General features: G+C 70.0%; 17 protein-coding genes and 1 tRNA gene. 7 read left to right on the top strand and 11 right to left on the bottom strand.

What is annotated here, in order from left to right:
- Nucleotides 1-345: 345 nt before the first annotated feature.
- Both FV227_RS13655 and FV227_RS13645 read right to left on the bottom strand, forming a co-directional pair.
- Nucleotides 346-912 carry a type 1 glutamine amidotransferase domain-containing protein gene (locus FV227_RS13655; protein ID WP_147859178.1) on the bottom strand — a complete coding sequence of 189 codons (567 nt, stop codon included), beginning with the start codon at nucleotides 910-912 and terminating at the stop codon, nucleotides 346-348.
- Between the two features lie 462 nt (nucleotides 913-1,374).
- Nucleotides 1,375-2,529, bottom strand: coding sequence for a glutathione-independent formaldehyde dehydrogenase (locus FV227_RS13645; protein WP_147859176.1), 1,155 nt, complete (start codon nucleotides 2,527-2,529; stop codon nucleotides 1,375-1,377).
- A gap of 451 nt (nucleotides 2,530-2,980) precedes the next feature.
- On the opposite strand from FV227_RS13645, the gene FV227_RS29015 reads away from it, so the two are divergent.
- Entirely contained in the window at nucleotides 2,981-3,154 is a 174-nt protein-coding gene (locus tag FV227_RS29015) for a hypothetical protein (RefSeq protein ID WP_187274795.1), read from the top strand.
- Nucleotides 3,155-3,727: 573 nt separating this feature from the next.
- Here the strand turns inward: FV227_RS29015 and FV227_RS30340 are convergent.
- The 8 genes from FV227_RS30340 to FV227_RS13610 all read right to left on the bottom strand — a co-directional run bounded on the left by FV227_RS30340 (nucleotide 3,728) and on the right by FV227_RS13610 (nucleotide 11,813).
- Entirely contained in the window at nucleotides 3,728-3,853 is a 126-nt protein-coding gene (locus tag FV227_RS30340) for a hypothetical protein (protein WP_281406265.1), read from the bottom strand.
- Between the two features lie 452 nt (nucleotides 3,854-4,305).
- Nucleotides 4,306-4,397: transfer RNA gene (locus FV227_RS13640), tRNA-Ser, on the bottom strand.
- Between the two features lie 13 nt (nucleotides 4,398-4,410).
- Entirely contained in the window at nucleotides 4,411-5,259 is an 849-nt protein-coding gene (locus FV227_RS13635) for a glycosyltransferase family 2 protein (RefSeq protein ID WP_243936472.1), read from the bottom strand.
- Nucleotides 5,256-6,791 (bottom strand): AMP-binding protein, encoded by a 1,536-nt coding sequence (locus tag FV227_RS13630; RefSeq protein ID WP_147859175.1) that lies wholly within the window; start codon nucleotides 6,789-6,791, stop codon nucleotides 5,256-5,258. The genes FV227_RS13635 and FV227_RS13630 overlap by 4 nt, the downstream gene beginning before the upstream one ends.
- Nucleotides 6,792-6,862: 71 nt before the next feature.
- Nucleotides 6,863-9,088, bottom strand: coding sequence for a xanthine dehydrogenase family protein molybdopterin-binding subunit (locus tag FV227_RS13625; protein WP_147859174.1), 2,226 nt, complete (start codon nucleotides 9,086-9,088; stop codon nucleotides 6,863-6,865).
- Between the two features lie 26 nt (nucleotides 9,089-9,114).
- Entirely contained in the window at nucleotides 9,115-10,086 is a 972-nt protein-coding gene (locus FV227_RS13620; RefSeq protein WP_147841360.1) for a xanthine dehydrogenase family protein subunit M, read from the bottom strand.
- Nucleotides 10,087-10,097: 11 nt separating this feature from the next.
- Nucleotides 10,098-10,751 carry an aldehyde dehydrogenase iron-sulfur subunit PaoA gene (gene paoA / locus FV227_RS13615; protein ID WP_147859173.1) on the bottom strand — a complete coding sequence of 218 codons (654 nt, stop codon included), beginning with the start codon at nucleotides 10,749-10,751 and terminating at the stop codon, nucleotides 10,098-10,100.
- A gap of 309 nt (nucleotides 10,752-11,060) precedes the next feature.
- A complete protein-coding gene (locus FV227_RS13610; RefSeq protein ID WP_147724908.1) occupies nucleotides 11,061-11,813 on the bottom strand; it encodes a sigma-70 family RNA polymerase sigma factor in 753 nt (250 codons plus the stop codon).
- A gap of 396 nt (nucleotides 11,814-12,209) precedes the next feature.
- On the opposite strand from FV227_RS13610, the gene nadA reads away from it, so the two are divergent.
- From nadA to FV227_RS13585, 5 genes are all read left to right on the top strand, one after another.
- Nucleotides 12,210-13,232, top strand: coding sequence for a quinolinate synthase NadA (nadA, locus tag FV227_RS13605; protein ID WP_147859172.1), 1,023 nt, complete (start codon nucleotides 12,210-12,212; stop codon nucleotides 13,230-13,232).
- On the top strand, nucleotides 13,229-14,755 hold the full coding sequence (locus FV227_RS13600; protein ID WP_147859171.1) for an L-aspartate oxidase: 1,527 nt from the start codon (nucleotides 13,229-13,231) through the stop codon (nucleotides 14,753-14,755). The genes nadA and FV227_RS13600 overlap by 4 nt, the downstream gene beginning before the upstream one ends.
- Complete coding sequence (gene nadC / locus FV227_RS13595; protein ID WP_147859170.1) at nucleotides 14,752-15,606, top strand: carboxylating nicotinate-nucleotide diphosphorylase; 855 nt, start codon at nucleotides 14,752-14,754, stop codon at nucleotides 15,604-15,606. The genes FV227_RS13600 and nadC overlap by 4 nt, the downstream gene beginning before the upstream one ends.
- A gap of 208 nt (nucleotides 15,607-15,814) precedes the next feature.
- Nucleotides 15,815-17,140 carry a cytochrome P450 gene (locus FV227_RS13590; protein ID WP_246686544.1) on the top strand — a complete coding sequence of 442 codons (1,326 nt, stop codon included), beginning with the start codon at nucleotides 15,815-15,817 and terminating at the stop codon, nucleotides 17,138-17,140.
- Nucleotides 17,141-17,656: 516 nt separating this feature from the next.
- On the top strand, nucleotides 17,657-18,316 hold the full coding sequence (locus FV227_RS13585; RefSeq protein ID WP_147843841.1) for a L,D-transpeptidase: 660 nt from the start codon (nucleotides 17,657-17,659) through the stop codon (nucleotides 18,314-18,316).
- A gap of 87 nt (nucleotides 18,317-18,403) precedes the next feature.
- Here FV227_RS13585 and FV227_RS13580 read toward each other — a convergent pair whose 3' ends face one another.
- A complete protein-coding gene (locus FV227_RS13580; RefSeq protein ID WP_147728341.1) occupies nucleotides 18,404-18,850 on the bottom strand; it encodes a DUF971 domain-containing protein in 447 nt (148 codons plus the stop codon).
- A 153-nt stretch (nucleotides 18,851-19,003) separates the two neighbouring features.
- On the opposite strand from FV227_RS13580, the gene moaA reads away from it, so the two are divergent.
- A complete protein-coding gene (gene moaA, locus FV227_RS13575) occupies nucleotides 19,004-20,023 on the top strand; it encodes a GTP 3',8-cyclase MoaA (protein ID WP_147843840.1) in 1,020 nt (339 codons plus the stop codon).
- Nucleotides 20,024-20,083 lie beyond the last annotated feature (60 nt).

The following is a 20,083-nucleotide window of genomic DNA, read 5'->3' as shown; positions in this document are numbered from 1 at the left end:
CACGGATTCAGAAGGATACGTTCGGTGCGGCCATCGCAATCCGGTCGCGTCCCTGGGGCTTTCACGAACGACCTCCGCCAGGATGTCCCGACAATGCGCGTCGGGCCTGGCGTTGGTCCGAAGCCGCGGCGTCCGTCTGCGGCAGCGGCGAGTTCAGAGTGGGACTGGTCCAGGCCGTTAACTCGCGGCATCGCGTCGGCAGTCTTTCCGGGGCAGCGCGATGGTCTTTGTGTCGGGCGAGCCCGGCCAGCGCGACAGTTCCTGCTCTCGCACGCGCCTCGGCCCACTTCGGTCGCCGGCCATGCGGGAACGCCGAAGCGAGCCGCTGAAGGTTCTCGTCTCCGCTCACGCGGCTCGTGCGTTCCCGCGTGCGCTCGCGAACAGCTCGATCACCGCGCGGTTGAACGCCGGGATGTCGTCGGGTTTCCGGCTGGTGACCAGGTTGCCGTCCACCACGACCTGCTCATCCACCCAGTCCGCGCCTGCGTTCCTGAGATCGGTTCGGAGCGAGGGCCAGGAGGTCAGGCGCCGCCCGCGCGCAGCACCTGCCTCGATGATGGTCCATGGGCCGTGACAGATCGAGGCCACGGTCTTGCCCCCGTCGAAGAAGGCTTTCGCGAACGCGACTGCCGCGGGGATCGCCCGGAGCGTGTCGGGGTTGATGACGCCGCCCGGCAGCAGCAGCGCGTCGTAATCGTCGGGCCGGGCGCCGTTCAGGGACATTCCGACCGGGAACTCGTCGCCCCACTCCGTAAACTTCCAGGCCTTCACCTGGCCGTCCTTGGGCGAGACGATCTGGGTCTCGGCACCGGCTTGGTCGAGCGCCCGGCGCGGCTCGGTCATCTCGACCTGCTCGAAGCCGTCCGTGATCAGGATCGCGACCTTCAGGCCATCGAGTGTGTCAGAAGCCATGTTCGTACCTCCGTCGGATCGGGTTTGCGCGCGATGGGTGCAGCCTCGTGCGGGAGCGACTACCGGCTCCGCCGGATCGACCCATGCGCCGTGAAGACCCGTCCGCCCGTGGACAGGGCGGCCGGCATTGGCATGCGGCGGACGCAACAGCCGCAGCCGACCGGATGGGCAGCCGAGGCCCGGCGCGGGGAAGCCGCGCCCGGCTCGGTGGCCGCGTAGGGGACCCGGCCACCCGAGCTGCTGCTGGCGATGGCCGGTGCGCTGAGGAATGCCCGTGTCGTCCCGGTGCCGCATTCCGGGCACGGGCATGCGTCCAAGAACTGCGCCATGGGCCGCATCGCGGTGAACGGCCCGCACATCTCGCACGCGTATTCGTAGATCGGCATGGCGTCCTCACGCTCGAGCCCGTCCGGCGAGACGGCGGATAAGCCGGGCGAGCCGCTGCCCGCCCGGCCCGGCGGATCACGCGGCCGGCTTGAGGACCACCTTGGTCCAGCCGTCGTCGCGAGCGTCGAAGTGCTGATAGGCGTTCGGTGCCTCACCCAGCGGCAGCTCATGCGAGATGATGAAGGACGGCTTCGCGCGACCGGTCGAGATCAGGTCGCGCAGTTGCCGGTTATAGGCTTTCACGTTGCATTGGCCGGTCCCGATCGTCTGTCCTTTGAACCAGAACAGGCCATGGTCGAAAACGATCTCGCCCTGCTTGTAGAGCGGGTCCTGAGGGGCCGGATCCTGGGGCACAAAGACACCGACCACGCCGATGCCGCCGGTGAACTTCACCGACTTTACGAGGTCGTTCATCGTCATGTTGGGGTGCTCGTGGCCCTCCGGGTCGTGCGCTTGATAGCCGACGCACTCGCAGCCCCGGTCGGCGCCGATGCCGTTCGTCAACTGAAGGACTTGGTCGACCGCGGAGCCCTTGGAATCGTCGATGGGCAGAGCGCCGATCGAGCCTGCGAGGCGCAGGCGGTCGGGATGGCGATCGACGACCATGACCATGCAGGCGCCCTTGATCATCGCCGCGTGGGCCGCCATGAGGCCGACCGGCCCGGCCCCGTAGATGACGATCGACTCGCCCGGACGGAGTCCGGTGAGCTCGGTGGCATGCCAGCCGGTCGGGAAGATGTCGGCCAGCATCACGTAATCGTTCTGCCGCTCCTCGGCGTCCGGCGGCAGCTTCAGGCAATTGTAGTCGCCGTAGGGAACGCGCAGGAGGTCGGCTTGCCCGCCGCGATAGGGGCCCATGTCGGCGAAGCCGTACGCAGCGCCGGCCATGTTCGGTACGACGCTTCGATCCGCCGTGGTCAGGCAAAACGCGCTCAAGCCGCGTTCGCAGTTCTTGCAGAAGCCGCAGCCGATGTTGAACGGGATGGCGACCCAGTCCCCGACCTTCACCCGATCGACGGCGCCCCCCACCTCGGCCACCTGACCGAGGTTCTCGTGCCCGAACACGCCGCCGCGTGGAAAGTCAGTCCGGCCCTCATACATGTGCAGATCGGAGCCGCAGATGTTGGTGCTCGTGATCCGCACCAGCACGTCGGTCGGCCGCTCGACCTGCGCGTCAGGAACGTTCTGCACGGCAACATCGCGCGGGCCATTATAAACGACTGCTCGCATCGCGATCTCCTGACCTGAGTCTTTCGGCACGGGAGGAACAGTAGCTGCTGCCGGCCACCGGACTATCCGGTTGATGCCTACGGTGTTCTCCCTAGCGCGGCATGAGCCTCGATCTCGGAGGCGCACCGTTGAACACAGTCGCCGCCGCTCCCGACGGACGCGTGCGTCCCCGGCACAATCACCCGGTCGGCGCTGCAGCTGGCCACCGCTGGAGTCGGGTGGCAAAGGCGGTAGCAGTCAGCCTCGGTCTATCTTCAGATGACTGACGATCCGAGAGGCCGCGGCATCTGATCGCCGGGCTGAACGAAAGACCTCTCTCCGGCTTACCTCTGCGTCGGTCCGAGGATCGACCGTCCACGCCCCCATGCTCAGGTTCTCCCCCGTTTCTGGGCGGGCGTGGACGACAGGATCAGTGATCGCGACAGGCGATCGGCCTCCGAGGAGGTGCGCGATGACCTCAAAGACAGTCGCGATCCTCTGCGGTGCCGGCTGCGCCTTGATCGGTCCGGCGGTGGCCAGAGCCTTCACCGACGATCCGACGGATCAGCTCACGCTGTCCCTGATCATCGCAGGATCCGTGGTGGTAACGGTCCTGGTGTGCGGGCTTCGATCCTGGGACGATTGATCCGCCGCCTCGGCCTTGTGGCCAAGCAGCAACCTCGCGGAAGCAACTTACCGATTAGCCCGACGGTCCGTCTCGGGACCGATCGTCGGCGCGCGCCTTTGTACCGAACCCCCTGCTTTTTCATCGGCGAGCGCGGACGTCATTGTCATGCGGCACCTTGAGGTGCTGGGTCTGTTGTTCCTGCCGAGCGCACGGACCCGGGAAGAGATTTTACCGAGTGCAGGATCACTGATGCTGGGCCTGCCGAAATAGAGGGATGCTCCGTTGGTTCATGGATAGATCCTCCCGAAGCCTGAGTTGCTCCGCTCGCGCCGACAGCTTCGACCTTGTGGCCGCTCTCGGTCTGATGCGCCTCCAAGCGCCGCGGCTCGTGAGGATCTGATGCTCGGCAGCACGCGGCGCGATTGGTCAACGTGGCTCAATCGCTGTCGACATTTATGGGTTTATTTGAGCATGGGTCGATCGCATCATCGTGCTGCCATGCTTCGCCGGGATGACGCGGCGTCTCGACGTGTGGAACGGCCAGAAGGCGTGACCCCGTCGTACCCTGCGCAGCGGGTCTCCTCAACCGCATCAGCGCGTCCAGCGGGACCGCATCTCGTCGATCACCTGCTGCGGGACCGCGGCGCCCTGAATGACGAAGGGGTTCTTCAGCGGCGTGAGCCTGCCGGCGAGATGGTCCGCCCAATCGGCCCTCACAGCCGGCGCCGTTTCTCAAGCTGGGGCTTACGATCGTAGGCGCGCTCGGTCGCGTCGTCGACCAGATGACCCAAGGCCTCCTCGGCCGACTCCACCTGTGGAACGTGGCTGAGCCGGCCCAAGTCCGAAAGGCCGCGCGAAGGCCCTGGGTGGTCACGTGCACCCCCATGTGCTCGCGGCAAGGTTCGACCGGGGCGCACCGCGAGGTACAGGTTCGCCCTTTCACCGTGCAGGCCGCGGGGCAGGGTCGTGACCTGCTTGCTGGTGGGTGTGTGGATCGCGGGCAAGGTCCAGCCCGGGCATCAGTGTGCCCAAGCGGATGCCCCAAGCACGACGCGTGTCCTTGGCGGTCCTTACCGACCCCCAAATGACCACGTCGGCTGGACACACGAAGCGACCTCTACGGGTTCGACAACCCGGAGGACCACACACCACCGATCTGCGCAGGTAAATGGCGGAGACGGAGGGATTCGAACCCTCGATACCCATTTCTGGGTATGCTCATTTAGCAAACGAGTGCCTTCAGCCGCTCGGCCACGTCTCCAGCGTCGTCGGCTCTAAGAGGTCGGGCCGGGGCGGTCAAGCGGGTCGCGGGCTTGGCGCGTGGCGGAGGCCCTTCGGCGTTCGTAGTGCTTGGCGATGCGCAGGTGGCGCGAGATCGCGTAGTTCATCGCCGTGAGGAAGCCGTAGACGCCGCGGACGCAGTGGCGGCGGCCGAAATAGGCCTTCAGGAAGTTGCCGGGCAGCTCCACGAACACGCGCCAGCTCGGGATCGCGACGCCGCGGGCTTCGAGGTCGTCGGCCTGCTGGTCGGAGTAGCGGTTGAGCTTGTCGAGCTGGTCGCCGAGCGAGCGCACCGAGAAGTGATGGATCACCCCCTTGAGCCGTCCGGGCTCGACGCCGGGCTCGAGCGCCACGCGGTCGTGGACCGGGGAGGGCGAGTAGCGCCCGCGATCCTTGCGGTAGAGCCGCACCGGCGTCAGGGCGTAGGCCCAGCGATGCGGGCGGCTCTCGCCGGGGAAGATCTCGGCGATGGCGATGCGCCAGGCGGGCGTTTCGGGCTCGCCGGCGGCGAACAAGGCGCGGATGTTGGCGGCGAGGTCGGGCGGCACCACCTCGTCGGCGTCGAGGTTCAGGAGCCAGGCGTGGCGGCACTGGTCCTCGGCGAAGCGCTTCTGCGGGCCGTAGCCCGGCCAGTCGTTGTGGATCACCCGCGCGCCGAGGGAGGCCGCCAGCGCCTGCGTCCCGTCGGTCGAGCCGGAATCGACCACCACCAGGTCGTCGGTCAGGTCGCGCACCGCACGGATCGTCGCGCCGATGCGGTCCGCCTCGTTGCGGGCGATGATGAAGACGGAGATCGGCAGGGTGCTCGTGCCGTTCGGCGGGATCGCGGACACGCGGCTCAAGCCCCGGGCGCCGCGGCGAGCCGCTTGCGCTGGACCTTGCCGTTGGCGGTGCGGGGGAGGGCGTCGAGAAAGCGGATCTCCCGCGGGCGCTTGTAGGCCGCGAGGCGCTCGCCGCACCACGCGATCAGCGCGTCCGCGTCGGGCTCGGCGCCGGGCTGCAGCACGACGAAGCCGCAGATCACCGAGACGTCGGCGCGCACGGCCAGCTCGGCGACCCCGGCTTCGGCGACGGACGGATGCGCGATCAGCGCGCCCTCGACCTCGTTCGGGGAGACGCGGTAGCCCATCGCGTTCATCAGGTCGTCGTTGCGACCCTCGAACCAGAGATAGCCGTCGGCATCGAGCCGGGCGAGGTCGCCGCCGGCGAACCAGTCGCCGCGCAGCACCTGCGCCTCCTCGTCGGGCCTGTTCCAGTAGCCGAGCATCAGGCCGGGCTCGGAGCGGTGGACCGCGAGCAGGCCGGTCTCGCCGCCCGGCACCGGCTCGGGTGCGCCCTCGACCGGCAGGATCGCCACGCGCCGTCCCGGCTGGGGCTTGCCCGGCGAGCCGCGGCGCTGCGCGATCGTCGGCCCGGTCGAGACGTAGGTCGAGATCTCGCTCATGCCGAGCGCCTCGTAGAGCGGCTTTCCCGTCGCCTCGGTCCAGGCGTCGAGCACGTCCGCGGGAAGCGCCTCGCCGGCGGTGCAGCCGTGGCGCAGGCTCGACAGGTCGTGGCTGCCCGGGTCGCCATACTTGAGGATCTGGCGATACAGGCTCGGCACGGCGGCGAAGATCGTGGCGCGATGACGCGCGATCAGCCGGGGCCAGACGGACGGGTCGCGCGGCCCGTTGTACAGCACGGCGGTCGCGCCGACGGACCACGGATCGGTGATGCCGACGCCGAGCGTGTAGGTCCAGTTCATCGTGCCGGCGTGCAGCATCGTGTCGGATTCCGAAAGGCCGAGCCAGTGCTCGAGCATCGGCCGACGGCCGTAGATCGCGCGGTGGGCGTGCAGCACGCCCTTCGGTCGGCTGGTGGTGCCGGAGGTGTAGACCAGGGTCGCCGGGTCGTCGGCGGAGGTGTCCGCGTAGTCGGCGAGCGGCGCTTCGGTCCTCATCGCGGCGATGGCCGCAGCATCGAGGAGGATGCAGTCGCCGAGAGCCGCCGGATCGACCACGCAGCCGCCGCCGACGGCGACCGCCGCCGCACCCGAGTTCTCCATCAGGAAGGCTGCCTCGGCCGGCGTCAGCTGCGGCGACGAGGGGAGGGCGACGAGGCCGGCGGCGAGCGCGGCGAAGTAGACGAGGACGTAGTCGGCCTCGTTGCCCATGCGGATCATCACCCGGTCGCCGCGGCGCAATCCGCGGGCCAAGAGGCCGGCCGCGATCCCGCGGACGGCGCGGTCGGCCTCGGCGAAGGTGAGGGTCTCGACCGCCTCGCCCGCGCCGATGAGGATCAGCGCGGTCTTGTCCGGCCGTGCCCGCACGTTCTCGCCGAGGCAGTAGCGCGCCGCGTTGAAGCGGCTCGGGGGATGGCGGTCGGCGGACACCATGGCGTGGCTCCCGGATGTTGGCACATCGCGGGATGTCCATGGGCGAGGCCGCCGTCAACCACTCCCTGGCGTCATGCCCGGCGCGGCGCGCGGCCTTCCTGCTCCTCGAAGCCCTTCAGCACCTTGTCCAGCGTCAGCGGATAGTCGCGGATGCGGATGCCGGTGGCGTTGTAGACGGCGTTGGCCAAAGCCGCGCCGGCGCCGCAGATGCCGAGCTCGCCCAGCCCTTTGCTCTTGAGCGGGTTGGCCTTGTCGTCGCGCTCGGGCAGGAACACCGCGTCCATCGCAGGAATGTCGGCGTGGACCGGCACGTGATACTCGGCGAGATCGTGGTTGACGTAGGTGGCGGTGCGCGGGTCGATCACCGCATCCTCCATCAGCGCCGCGCCGACGCCGAAGGTCATCCCGCCGATCGCCTGGCTGCGGGCGGTCTTGGCGTTGAGGATGCGGCCGCCGGTGAAGACGCCGAGCATGCGCCTCAGGCGGATCTCGCCGGTGTCGCGGTCGACGCCGACCTCGGCGAAGTGCGCACCGAACGAGTAGTGCGAGAACTTCTCCTTCAGCGCGCCGGGCTTGATCTCGCCCTCCGCCGCGACGCCGCCCGACCCGGCGAGGTCGATCAGGGCTTCGGAGCGGTTGCCTGAGGTGACGCGCCCGTCCGCGAAGACGACGCCGTCCGGGTTGAGGTCGGTCGCCGCCACGAGCTTGTTGCGCAGGTTGTCGCAGGCAACGTAGAGCGCCGAGCCGGCCGAGCCCGCGCCGAACGATCCGCCGGAGCCGGCCGCCGCGGGATAGGCGGTGTCGCCGATCTCGACGCGGATGCGCTCGACTGGGAGCCCCATCATCTCGCCCGCGATCTGGGCGAGGATGGTGTAGGTGCCGGTGCCGATGTCGGTCATCGCCATCCGCACGGTCAGGTATCCGTCGGCGCCGAGCTTCACCGACGCCGAGGACGGCATCAGCGGGTTGAGGCGGGCCGCCGCCGACATGCCCATGCCGACCATCCAATTGCCGTCACGCACCGTGCCGGCCGCCTTGCGGCGGTCCCATCCGAACAGCTTGGCACCCTCGCGCATGCACGGCACGAGCTGGCGCACGGTGAACGGCACCTGCTTCTCCGGGTCCTGCGTCGGCTCGTTGCGGATTCGCAGCTCGATCGGGTCGAGGCCGATCTGCTCGGCGAGCTCGTCCATGGCGCATTCGAAGGCGAGCATGCCGACGGCCTCGCCGGGCGCACGCATCGAGGACGCGATCGGCAGGTCGAGCTTGGCCAGGCGATGGCGCGTGATGCGGTTCGGCGCGGCGTAGAGCGAGCGCGTGACGTTGGCCGAGGTCTCGTAGAACTCGTCGCCCTGTGCCGTGTCGGACCAGGATTCGTGGGACAGGGCCGTCAGCCTTCCGTCGCGGTCGGAGGCCAGCCGGATGCGCTGGATCGTGTCGGTGCGGTGGGTCGCGACGTGGAATTCCTGCTGCCGGGTCAGGGCCACCTTCACGGGGCGCTGGATCGCCTTGGAAGCCAGCGCGGCGAGCGTCGCCTCCGGCATCGGCTGCAGCTTCGAGCCGAAGCCGCCGCCGATGTAATGGCTCACCAGACGCACGTTCTCGACCGGCAGCTTCAGCACCGAAGCGAGCGACTTCTGCCCGCGGTTCAGCATCTGGTTGGCGGTGTAGAGCACGACCTTGTCGCCCTCCCACGAGGCGATCGTCGCGTGCGGCTCCATCTGCGCGTGGATCTGCGTCGGCGTCGTGTACTCGACGTCGAGCTTGACCGGGGCCGCGGCGAAGGCGCCGTCGAAGTCGCCGAGCTTCGAATCCGGGTCGGTCTGCTGCTTCTTCGGCTCGACCGCCTGGGGCAGCGCCGCCCGCAGCGAGGCTTTCGGGGCCCGGACGTCGTAGGCGACCTTCACCAGCTTGGCCGCGGCGCGCGCCTGCTCGAAGGTCTCGGCCACGACGAAGGCCACCGGCTGATCGAAGAACCCGATGTTCGTCCCGGCGAGCTGCGGCCAGACCTGCTCCTTCTTCTCCCCTTGCTCGGGTACGTTCTCGTGGGTCATCACATGAATGACGCCGGGTGCCTTCGCGGCGGCGGCGGTATCGATCGAGCGGATCGTGCCGGCGGCGATCGTCGCGCCGACGATGAAGCCGTAGGCCGGGTTCTTCACCTCTCGGGTCTCGTAGGCATAGGGCGCGCGGCCCATCACCTTGAGGCGGCCGTCGATGCGGTCGATCGGCCGTCCGACGAGGCCGTCGGGCCTGTCGTCGAGCGGCGTCTTCCCGACCGGTTGATTCATCTCCATGGCATTCATCCTGAAAGCGTGGACGGTCAGGTCCGGGTGGCGTCAGTCACCACCGCGCGGAGCGTCCGCCGGGTCAGCGGGATCTTGAAGTCGTTGGTGCCGTAGCCGCGGGCGCCGTCCAGGACCGCATCCGCAGCGTCGTCGGCACTACCGCCCCTGGCGAGCACGGCCTCGGCCGCCTCGACCCGCCACGGCTTGTGCGCGAGGCCGCCGAAGGCCATCCGCGCCTGCGTGATCTTGCCGTCCGCCTTGCCGATGACGGCCGCGATCGAGACCGTGGCGAAGGCGTAGGAGGCGCGGTCGCGCACCTTGCGATACACGTGCAGGCCCTCGACGGGCTTCGGCAGCGTCACGGCCGTGATGATCTCGCCCGGCTGCAGGGCGGTCTCGATCTGCGGGGTGTCGCCCGGCAGGCGGTGGAACTGTGCCATCGGGATCGCGCGGGTCGCGCCGTTCGGCGACAGCGTCTCGACGCTGGCATCGAGGACCCGCATCGCGACATTCATGTCGGAGGGGTTGGTGGCGATGCAGGCATCGCTGGTGCCGAGCACCGCCATGATGCGGTTGAACCCGCCGATCGCCGAGCAGCCCGAGCCGGGCTCGCGCTTGTTGCAGGGTTTCGACGTGTCGTAGAAATAGTAGCACCGCGTGCGCTGGAGCAGGTTTCCAGCGGTCGTGGCCTTGTTGCGCAGCTGCCCCGAAGCGCCCGCGAGCAGGGCCTTGCTCAGCACCGCGTAATCCTTCCGCACCCGCGGGTCGGCGGCGAGATCGGAGTTGCGCACGAGCGCGCCGATGCGCAGGCCGCCCTCCGGCGTGGCCTCGACCTTGTCGAGGGGCAGCCGGTTGACGTCGATCAGGGTCGCCGGCGTCTCGACCTGGAGCTTCATCAGGTCGAGCAGGTTGGTGCCGCCGGCGATGAACTTGGCATTCGGCCGGTCCGCCGCGAGCCGCGCCGCGTCGCGGACGGTGGAAGGCCGCTCGTAGGTGAAGGCTTTCATCGCGCGCGCCTCTAGAGTTCGGTGCCGGCGACGTCGCGGATCGCCGCGACGATGTTCGGGTAGGCGCTGCAGCGGCACAGGTTGCCGCTCATCCGCTCGCGGATCTCGGCATCGGTGAACGCAGCCTTGCCGACGAGGTCTTCGGTGACGTGGCTCGGCCATCCCGCCTTGACTTCCGCCAGCATGCCGACGCTGGAGCAGATCTGGCCCGGCGTGCAGTAGCCGCACTGGAACCCGTCATGCTGAAGGAACGCCGCCTGGATCGGGTGGAGCTGCTCCTCGGTGCCCAAGCCTTCGATCGTGGTGATCGCGTCGCCATCGTGCATCGCGGCGAGCGTCAGGCAGGAATTGATCCGGCGCCCATCCACCAGCACCGTGCACGCGCCGCATTGGCCGTGGTCGCAGCCCTTCTTCGAGCCGTTGAGGTCGAGATGCTCGCGCAGCGCGTCGAGCAGGGTCGTGCGCGTGTCGAGGGTGAGGTCGTGCTCGGTGCCGTTCACCGCCAGGCGGACCGAGAGCATCTGCGGCGCCGGATCGCCCGGTGCGTCCGCGAAGGCCGGCTTTGCCGGCAGGCCGAAGCCGGTGGCGGCCGCCGCGACGGCGCAGCTCTCCATCAGCGTCCGCCGCGTCAGCGCGAAGGCGCCGTCTCGTGTCTTGTCCGTCATGCTCGCTGTCCCGTGCGACCGGTGGTGCCGGCGGCTGTGGTGCGGGCGAAGTGCGTGCCCGCAGGGCGGTATCGCAACGGGAACGCCAGACGGATTGATTCGATCCGTTCCAGACTGCGCCGGATCGGCGCGGTTGGATAAAGAATGTGATTGCGATCGGCGCGCCGTGCGGCGGCATGGTTCGACGACCCGGACGCAGCGCGCTGCCGGCTTCAGGGATCGCTCTCGACCTTGGTGCTGCCGCTCGCGCTCGACGACGCAGGTCGCGCCCGCGAAGGGGCAGGTCGCGCCCGCGAAGGCACGGTCCGCTCAGGCACCGGCGGCGAGGCCGCCTTCGCCGATCGCCGAGAGCGTGAGGTGGTCGGCGCCGACCTCGGCGCCGGTATAGCCGAGCATGTGCGCGAGTTGGTCGCGGGCGCGCCACACGCGGCTCTTCACGGTGCCGATCCGACACTTAAGGATAGTCGCCGCCTCTTCGTACGACACGTTCTCGACGGCGACGAGGATCAGCGCCTCGCGCATCGGCGGCGACAGGCGCCCGAGCGCGGCCTGTACGTCCTGAAGATCGAGGTGGCCGCCCTGCTCGGGCAGGCTCGTCAGGCGCGCGGCGTGATCGCCGTCGCTGTCGGCGACCTCGCGGGCGTGCTTGCGGTGGACGCTGTAGAAGGCGTTGCGCATGATGGTGAACAGCCAGGCGCCGAGGTTGGTCCCGACCTTGAAGCTGCCGCGGCTACGCCAGGCGCGCAGCATCGTGTCCTGCACGAGGTCGTCGGCCGCCGAGGGGTTGCGGGTCAGCGAGATGGCGAAGCTGTGCAGGCTGGTGGCGGCTTCGAGCAGGCCGGCCTTAAACGCCGCGTCGTCGCGCCCCTGCGCGTCGGCAAGAACAACTTCGAGGCGCGCCAGCAGATCGCCGAGATGGGACGGCGGCGGGGCCTGCATCGAGGCGGCATACGTGGTTCGAAGATGCTCACCGAGATGGATGCGGATCGCATCGGACAGTTTCGGCGCCGCGACGGACAGGGAGTCCGAGGAGCCATTGCTGTCTTCCGTGGTGATGAGCATCGTGCCCCGCGCAGCTGGAGTTCCGATGGCGCCTCGGCACCGGCTCGCGATGTCGCGCAATCGATCGGGTGCCGCAGCAACATAGGTTAGCATTGGGCGGTTTCGGCCTGCGGCGATCTAGGCATTGCTGCCTCATCGCGGCGAGGCGTCGGTCCTCCCCCGTCCCGCGCCCTGGTCAAAAATTCCGCATCCCGGACAGGACGACCAACCGCTCGTGCACGAGCCTATCATGCCGGAAGCGCGCGAGGCCCGGACCGGGGCGCCGGCGTTGTGCGACGCATCGCGCCGGGTGCGTCGCAAAACCGTTATGCTCAGTCTCAGCATATCTAGACACGGCGATCCGGCGCGCCTAACTTAGGCGGCACAATGCTCAAACTGAGCATAATGGAGGGCGCCATGGCGTCGACCGCGTTTCCCGTCTCCGCCCCCCGCGCCGTTCCGGCAGGGATGCCGCTGCCCGAGATCTACGCCCGGGTCAGCCGGCACATCCCGGCGATCGAATGGCCGGCGCTCGCCCCCGACATCGAGGCGATCCTCCGCCTCAAGCGCGAGCGCAACGCCGTGATCCTGGCGCACAACTATCAGGCGCCGGAGATCTTCCACACGGTGGCCGACATCGTCGGCGACAGCCTGGCGCTCGCCCGCGAGGCGGTGACGGTGAAGGCCGACGTGATCGTGCTCGCCGGCGTGCACTTCATGGCCGAGACGGCCAAGCTGCTGAACCCGGGCAAGACCGTCCTGATCCCGGACCTCGGCGCCGGCTGCTCGCTCGCCGACTCGATCACCGCCGCCGACGTGCGCGGCCTGCGCGCCAAGTATCCCGGCGTGCCGATCGTGACCTACGTCAACACCTCCGCGGCGGTGAAGGCCGAGTCCGACCTGTGCTGCACCTCCGGCAACGCCGTCGAGGTGATCCGCTCGCTCGGCGTGAAGCGCGTGCTGATGATCCCCGACGAGTTCCTGGCGCAGAACGTCCAGGCGGTGCTGCCCGAGATCGAGATCCTCACCTGGGCCGGGCATTGCGAGGTGCACGAGCGCTTCACGCCCGCCGACATCCGCGAGGTGCGCGAGAGCTATCCCGGCGTCACCGTCATCGCCCACCCGGAATGCCCGCCGGACGTCGTGGCCGAATCCGACTTCTCGGGCTCGACCGCGATGATGATGAACTTCGTCACCGAGAAGCGCCCGGCGCAGGTCGTGCTCGTGACCGAGTGCTCGATGGCCGACAACATCGCGGCCGCGAACCCGGACATCGAGTTCATCAAGCCGTGCAACATGTGCCCGCACATGAAGCGGATGAGCCTGTCGAACATCCGGCACGCCCTGGAGACCCTGACCCACGAGGTCGTCGTCGACCCGGCCTTGGCCGGCCGGGCGCGCGCCGCGGTGGAGCGCATGCTCGCGGTGGGTGCGCGATGAACGCGTTCTCGCGCAACCCCGCCGACCGCGTCGTCGTCGTCGGCGCCGGCGTCGCCGGCCTGAGCGTCGCCCTGCGGCTCGCGCCGCGGCCGGTGACGCTGGTCAGCGCCGCGCCGCTCGGGCTCGGCACCGCCACCGGCTGGGCGCAGGGCGGCATCGCCGCCGCGATCGGCGCCGACGACGCCCCGTCGCTCCATGCCGCCGACACCGAAGCTGCGGGTGCCGGCCTCACCGATCCTGCGGTCGCCCTTCGGGTGGCCGCGGAAGGCCCCCGGCTGATCGACTGGCTGGTCTCGCTCGGCGCGCCGTTCGACCGCGACGCCGACGGTGCTCTGGCGCTCGGCCTGGAGGCGGCTCACGGCCGCCGCCGGATCGTGCGGGCGGGCGGCGACTCCACCGGCGGGCGCGTCCTCGAGACCTTGGTGCGTGCGGTGTTCGCGACGCCCTCCATCGAGGTGGTGACCGCCTCGGTCCACGACCTGCTTCAGGACGAGAACGGGGCGGCGGCCGGCGTCGTGTGCGAGCGCGACGGCGCGCGCTTCCGCATCCGTGCCCGCGCCGTCGTGCTCGCCACGGGCGGGGTCGGCGCGCTCTACGCCTCGACCACGAACCCGCGCGGCGCCACCGGCCGCGGCCTTGCGCTGGCGGCCCGGGCCGGCGCGGTGATGCGCGACCTCGAATTCGTGCAGTTCCACCCGACGGCGATCGCCGTCGGCGCCGACCCGATGCCGCTCGCCACCGAGGCGCTGCGGGGGGAGGGCGCCCGGCTCGTCGACGAGACCGGCGCCGCCGTGATGGCCGGCATCGCCGGCGGCGACCTCGCGCCGCGCGACGTCGTCGCCCGCGGCATCTTCCAGGCCCTGGCGCGGGGCCGCACGGTCTACCTCGACACCCGCGGGGCGCTCGGCGCTTCGATGCCGACGCGCTTCCCCACCGTCGCGGGCCTGTGCGCGACGGCCGGCATCGATCCGGCGCGGCAGGCGATCCCGGTGCGGCCGGCGGCGCACTACCACATGGGCGGCATCCGGGTGGACGGCACCTGCGCGTCGAGCGTTCCCGGCCTCTACGCCAACGGCGAGGTCGCCTCGACCGGCCTGCACGGCGCGAACCGGCTCGCCAGCAACTCGCTGCTCGAGGCGCTGGCCTTCTCCGGCTTCATCGCCGACGCCTTCGACGCGATGCCGCCGGCCGCCGTCCTGCCCGAGATCCGCACCGCGCGCGCATCGAGCGACCTGCCGGCGATCCGGGCGATCATGGAGCGCCATGTCGGCGTGGTCCGCGACGCGGCCGGCCTGCAGATCGCCGTCGACGGCCTGTCGCGCTTGGCCGAAACGGGCTGCGACGCCGCGCTCACCGCCCTGATGATGGCGCAGGCGGCACTCGGGCGCTGCGAGAGCCGCGGCGGCCACTGGCGCAGCGACCATCCGCACGCCGCGCCGGCCCGGCACACCGAGGCGACGCTGCGCAGCCCCGGCGCGGCCCCATCCGAACCCGCGCGCACCGACGAGGCGTTGGCCCGATGAGCGATATCCTGCCCCTGCCGCGGCTCCTCGTGGAGCCGATCGTCCGCGGCGCGCTGCTCGAGGATCTGGGCCGCGCCGGCGACATCACCACCGATGCGATCGTGCCGCCGGACGCACGCCTGGACGGCGTCATCGCCGCCCGCCAGGACGGCGTGATCTCCGGCGTCGACGCCGCGGTGATCGCCTTCGCCCTGATCGATCCGGCGGTGCGGGCCGTGGTCGAGCGCGGCGACGGCGCCCGCGTCGCGCCCGGCGACGTGGTGATCCGGCTGTCAGGGCCGGCCCGCGCGATCCTCACCGCCGAGCGCGTCGCGCTGAACCTGCTCTGCCGGATGTCGGGCGTCGCGACCGCCACGGCAGGGCTCGTCGAGGCGGCGCGGCCGCACGGCAAGGCCTCAATCGTCTGTACCCGCAAGACCACGCCGGGCCTGCGCGCGCTGGAGAAGCACGCGGTGCGCGCCGGCGGCGGCTCGAATCACCGCTTCGGCCTCGACGACGCGGTGTTGATCAAGGACAACCACGTGGCGGTGGCCGGCGGCATCGTCCCGGCGATCGAGGGGGCGCGCGCCCGGGCGGGGCACCTCGTCAAGATCGAGGTCGAGGTCGACACGCTCGACCAGCTGCAGGAGGCGCTTTCGGTCGGCGCCGACGCGGTGCTCCTCGACAACATGAACCCGGAGCAGCTCAACCGGGCGGTGGCGATGATCGACGGGCGTGCGCTTTCGGAAGCCTCGGGCCGGATCACCGCGGCGACCATCGGCGCGGTGGCTGCGTCGGGGGTCGACCTGATCTCCTGCGGCTGGATCACCCACAGCGCCGCAATCATCGATCTCGGCCTCGACGCCGCCTGACCGGAACACCCGGACCGGTAGGTGCCTCACGGCATCAGGCCTTGTGCCGCGACCTTCGGATCGGCATGGGAGGGCCGTCTCGTGGCGAGGCGAGGCGGTCCGGCAGCATCCGGCCCGGAAATCGGGTCGGGGTTCAATGGCGGTCGGCGTATCGGACGACGTGGCGGAACGGGCGGCTTCGGCGGCCGGCGATCCGCCGATTCCCGGCATGCCGCCGCGTCCGGCCCGGCGGCTGCCGACCTGGACCTTCCTGAGGACCGCCGCGACCAACTCGCTCGCGGCCTGCGACGCCGAGCTGTTCGAGCGCCTGATCGTCCCGCGCAACTACTGGAGCCAGCAGGTCCTCTTCGTCAGCGATCCTGACGCGATCCGTCACGTGCTGATCGACCGGTTCGACAACTATCCCCGCGTGACCTCGATCCGCCGCCTGTTCGAGACCGATCTGCGCACCGGCACCCTGGCGAGCGAGGGCGAGGTCTGGCGGCGGCACCGCCGCGTCGCGACGCCGACGATCGATCCGCGCTCGATCCGTCCCGACATCCCGGCGATGCTGGAACTGGCCGGCCGCATCGCCGACGCGGTCGCGGCCGAGGGCTCGACCGCGCCGGTCGATATCGAGCGCTCGGTCGGAAGCCTCTCGACGCTGCTGTGGAACCAGGTGGTCACCGGCGGCGATCCCGCCGGGTTGCCGATCCTGCGCTGGCTCTCGAAGGTGCCGCACAAGCCGCGGCTGATCGACCTGATCCCGAAGCCGCCTTGGCTCGCGGACCGCCTCATCCACCGCCGCCGCGACCCGGCCCTGCCGCTGCTCGACGCCGACCTGCACGCGATGATCGCCGCACGGCGAGGGCCGGACTACGCCGGCCCGCACGACCTGCTGTGGCGCCTCGCCCACGGGCGCGACCGGCAGACCGGCGAAGGCCTGCCGGATGCGGAGGTGCGCGACGAGGCCGCGAGCCTGATCGCCGGCGGCGCGGCCTCCGTGCGAGCGCTGACCTGGATCTGGTACCTCCTCGCCCTGCATCCCGCCGTCGAGGCCCGCTTCCATGCCGAGCTCGACGCGGCGATGCCCGACGGCGTCGCGACCCCCGACGCCCTGGACAAGCTGCCCTATACCCGCCGCGTGCTCGACGAGGTGATGCGGTTGTATCCGCCGATCCCCGCCATCCTGCGGCAGGCCGCGGCGCGAGACGTCGTCGGCGGCCACCGGGTCCGGCGCGGCGCGATCATCGCCGTGATGCCGTGGATCGTGCACCGGCACCGAAAGCTCTGGCGCGATCCCGACCTGTTCGATCCCGAGCGCTTCACGGAAGGCAATGGCGTCGGCCGCCCGCGGCTCGCCTACCTGCCGTTCGCGACCGGCCCGCGGGTCTGCGTCGGGGCATCCTTCGCGCTGACGCAGATGCTGGTCGTGATCGCCGTGCTCGGGCGCCGCTTCCGCTTCCGCCTCGCCTCCGACGCGCCGGTGGTGCCGTTCGGCGCGATCAGCCTGCAGCCGAAGGGCGGCCTGCCGGTGCTGGTCGAGCCGCGCTGAGCCAAGCATCGACCTCCCGAAAAGGAAAAAGCGCGTCCTCGATCTTGAGGAACGCGCTTCGGAAGGTGGCCCGTGGTCTCAGGATACGGGCGAAGATCTCCTATCCGGTGCGGCAGGCATCCGTATCGGGGCATGGCGCCGAATAGACTACAAAGCCCGCGCGATGTCGCGGCCAGGACAGCGCTCGACCGGATGACGATCAGTTCGCGTCACGTCACGGCAGGTCCTCATCTCGATCCCGCCGCACCGTCGCCGTATTCGGCAGCTGCCGGCAAAAGATGTTTCAGCGTTCGTTATCCACAGTGCGCGACCCGGCCACGTTCTCGCTCCGATACGGCAAAGCTGCCACAGTGTTGCCACCGTGTCACGGCGCGACGCGAACCATGGTGCGGCGCGGTTTCAGGCTTGGCTTTGGGCCGTGCTCGTTTACCCCTTGGCGAGACTTGGCACGGCATCGTGCTGAAGCGTCGTCCACCGCGTTCTCCACAATTTTCGCCTGCCTTTTGAGAGGCCTTGATGCGTCGTAACTTCGCCCTGATCGGGCTCGTCTGTGCGGCTGCCGCCTGGGCGGCGCCTGCACTCGCCTACGAGATCGACCCGTTGACCCGTCAGCCGCTGGACAACGCGCTGTCGGTGCGCGTGCGCCCGCAGGCGGTCCAGGCCGTGGCGGTCCCGACGGCCAACGCTTCGCTCAACGCAGCCGACCCGATGGCCTCCGCCGTCCCGCAGATGTCGGCGGTTCCGCGCGAGACCGTGGCCTATAACGGCCCGTACTCGGCCGGCACCATTGTCGTCTCCACCGCCGAGCGCCGCCTGTACTACATCCTCGGCAACGGTGAGGCTCTGCGCTACGGCGTCGGCGTCGGCCGTCCCGGCTTCACCTGGGGCGGCGTGCAGAACATCACGATGAAGAAGGAATGGCCGGATTGGCGCCCGCCGGCGACCATGCTGCGCCGCCGCCCCGACCTGCCGCGCTTCATGAAGGGCGGCATCGAGAACCCGCTCGGCGCCCGCGCGATGTATCTCGGCGGATCGATCTACCGCATCCACGGCTCGAACGAGCCGGAGACCATCGGCACCGCCGTGTCCTCGGGCTGCATCCGCATGGCCAACGAGGACGTGATCGACCTCTACACCCGCGCCAAGGTCGGCACGAAAGTCATCGTCCAGCGCTGATCGGCCGATCGCCGGTCCGGAACGGGACGGTTGCAGAACGAGAAAGGCCGGCGGAGACGCCGGCCTTTCTCGTTTCGCAGGCGGGTTTCAATGGCAGCCGCACCCGCCGCCGCCGCATCCGCCCTTCGCGCCGGCGTCCTTGGGGGAGCCCCCCTTGATCGGGGCGACCTTCGCGGTCTCCCGGTCCAGGCCGCGCTCGGCCAGCTCGCTGAGGTAGGTCGACCAGCGGGCGTCGTACTCGCGGCCGAGCTCGTGCAGGTAGCCCCAGCCGAAGATGCCGGTGTCGTGCATGTCGTCGAAGCCGAGCTTGACCGCGTAGTTGCCGACCGGCTGGATCTCGAGGATCGCGACCGCGCGCTTGCCGCCGATCACCTTGCGCTCGGCCGGCGAGTGGCCCTGCACCTCGGCCGACGGGCTCGACACCCGCAGATACTCCGCCGGCAGCGCGTAGCGCCCACCATCGTCGAAGGCGATGTTGAGCACGCGCTTGTCTCCCGAAAGCCGGATCTCGGTCGGCCAGCGTTCCTCGGTCACGGTCGAACTCCCTTGCAACTTCTGAGGCCGGCGGCGCGTCTGCGTCCCTGCACGCGCTTGCCCACGGGCCTGCGTCCCATCATATGCGCATCCATGCTAGGTTCGTCATCCGATCGCCGCGCGGAAACTGCATCGCCGCCTTCAGAGTCCCGCATGGGCCATCAAAGCCACGTTCAGCCGGCGCCGCTGATCGACCCGTTCCAGCGGGCGATCACCTACCTGCGCATCTCCGTGACCGACCGCTGCGACCTGCGCTGCGTCTACTGCATGTCGGAGGAGATGAACTTCCTGCCCAAGCGCGACCTGCTCACGCTGGAAGAGCTCGACCGGCTCTGCGGGGTGTTCATCGATCGCGGCGTGCGCAAGCTGCGGATCACCGGCGGCGAGCCGCTGGTCCGTCGCGACATCATGCACCTGTTCCGCCGCCTGTCCCGCCATCTCGGCACCGGTGCGCTGGACGAGCTGACGCTCACCACCAACGGCACCCAGCTCGGGCGCTTCGCGGCCGAGCTCGCCGAGCTCGGCATCCGCCGAGTCAACGTCTCGCTCGATACCCTCGACCCGGAGAAGTTCCGCGCGATCACCCGCCGCGGCGACCTGCCCGTGGTGCTCGACGGCATCGCGGCGGCGCGGGCCGCCGGCATCAAGGTGAAGATCAACGCGGTGGCGCTGAAGGGCGTCAACGAGGACGAGATCGCCGACATGATCGCCTGGGCCCACGGCCTCGGCATGGACATGACGCTGATCGAGGTGATGCCGCTGGGCGAGGTCGACGGCGACCGCACCGACCAGTTCCTGCCGCTCTCGGTCGCCCGCGCGCGTCTCGAGCACCGCTACACGATGACGCCGCTGCCCGACCGCACCGGCGGCCCGGCCCGCTACGTCCGCGTCGAGGAGACCGGCGGGCGCCTCGGCTTCATCACGCCGCTGACCCACAATTTCTGCGAGAGCTGCAACCGCGTGCGCCTGACCTGCACCGGCAAGCTCTACATGTGCCTCGGCCAGGAGGACGCCGCGGACCTCCGCGCGGCGCTGCGTGCCTCGCCCGACGACGCGCTCGTGACGGCGGCCGTGGTCGAGGCGATCTCGCGCAAGCCGAAGGGACACGACTTCGTCATCGAGCGCCAGCGCCCGGCCGCGGTCCCGCGTCACATGAGCGTCACCGGCGGCTAGGACCGGCCCGGCCCCTCGATTCTCATCCCCACAACTCTCACGGTGAGGGGGTGAGCGGAT

The organism is Methylobacterium sp. WL119 (assembly GCF_008039875.1).
GTDB lineage: Bacteria > Pseudomonadota > Alphaproteobacteria > Rhizobiales > Beijerinckiaceae > Methylobacterium.
This window is presented reverse-complemented; position numbering and strand designations above follow the sequence as displayed.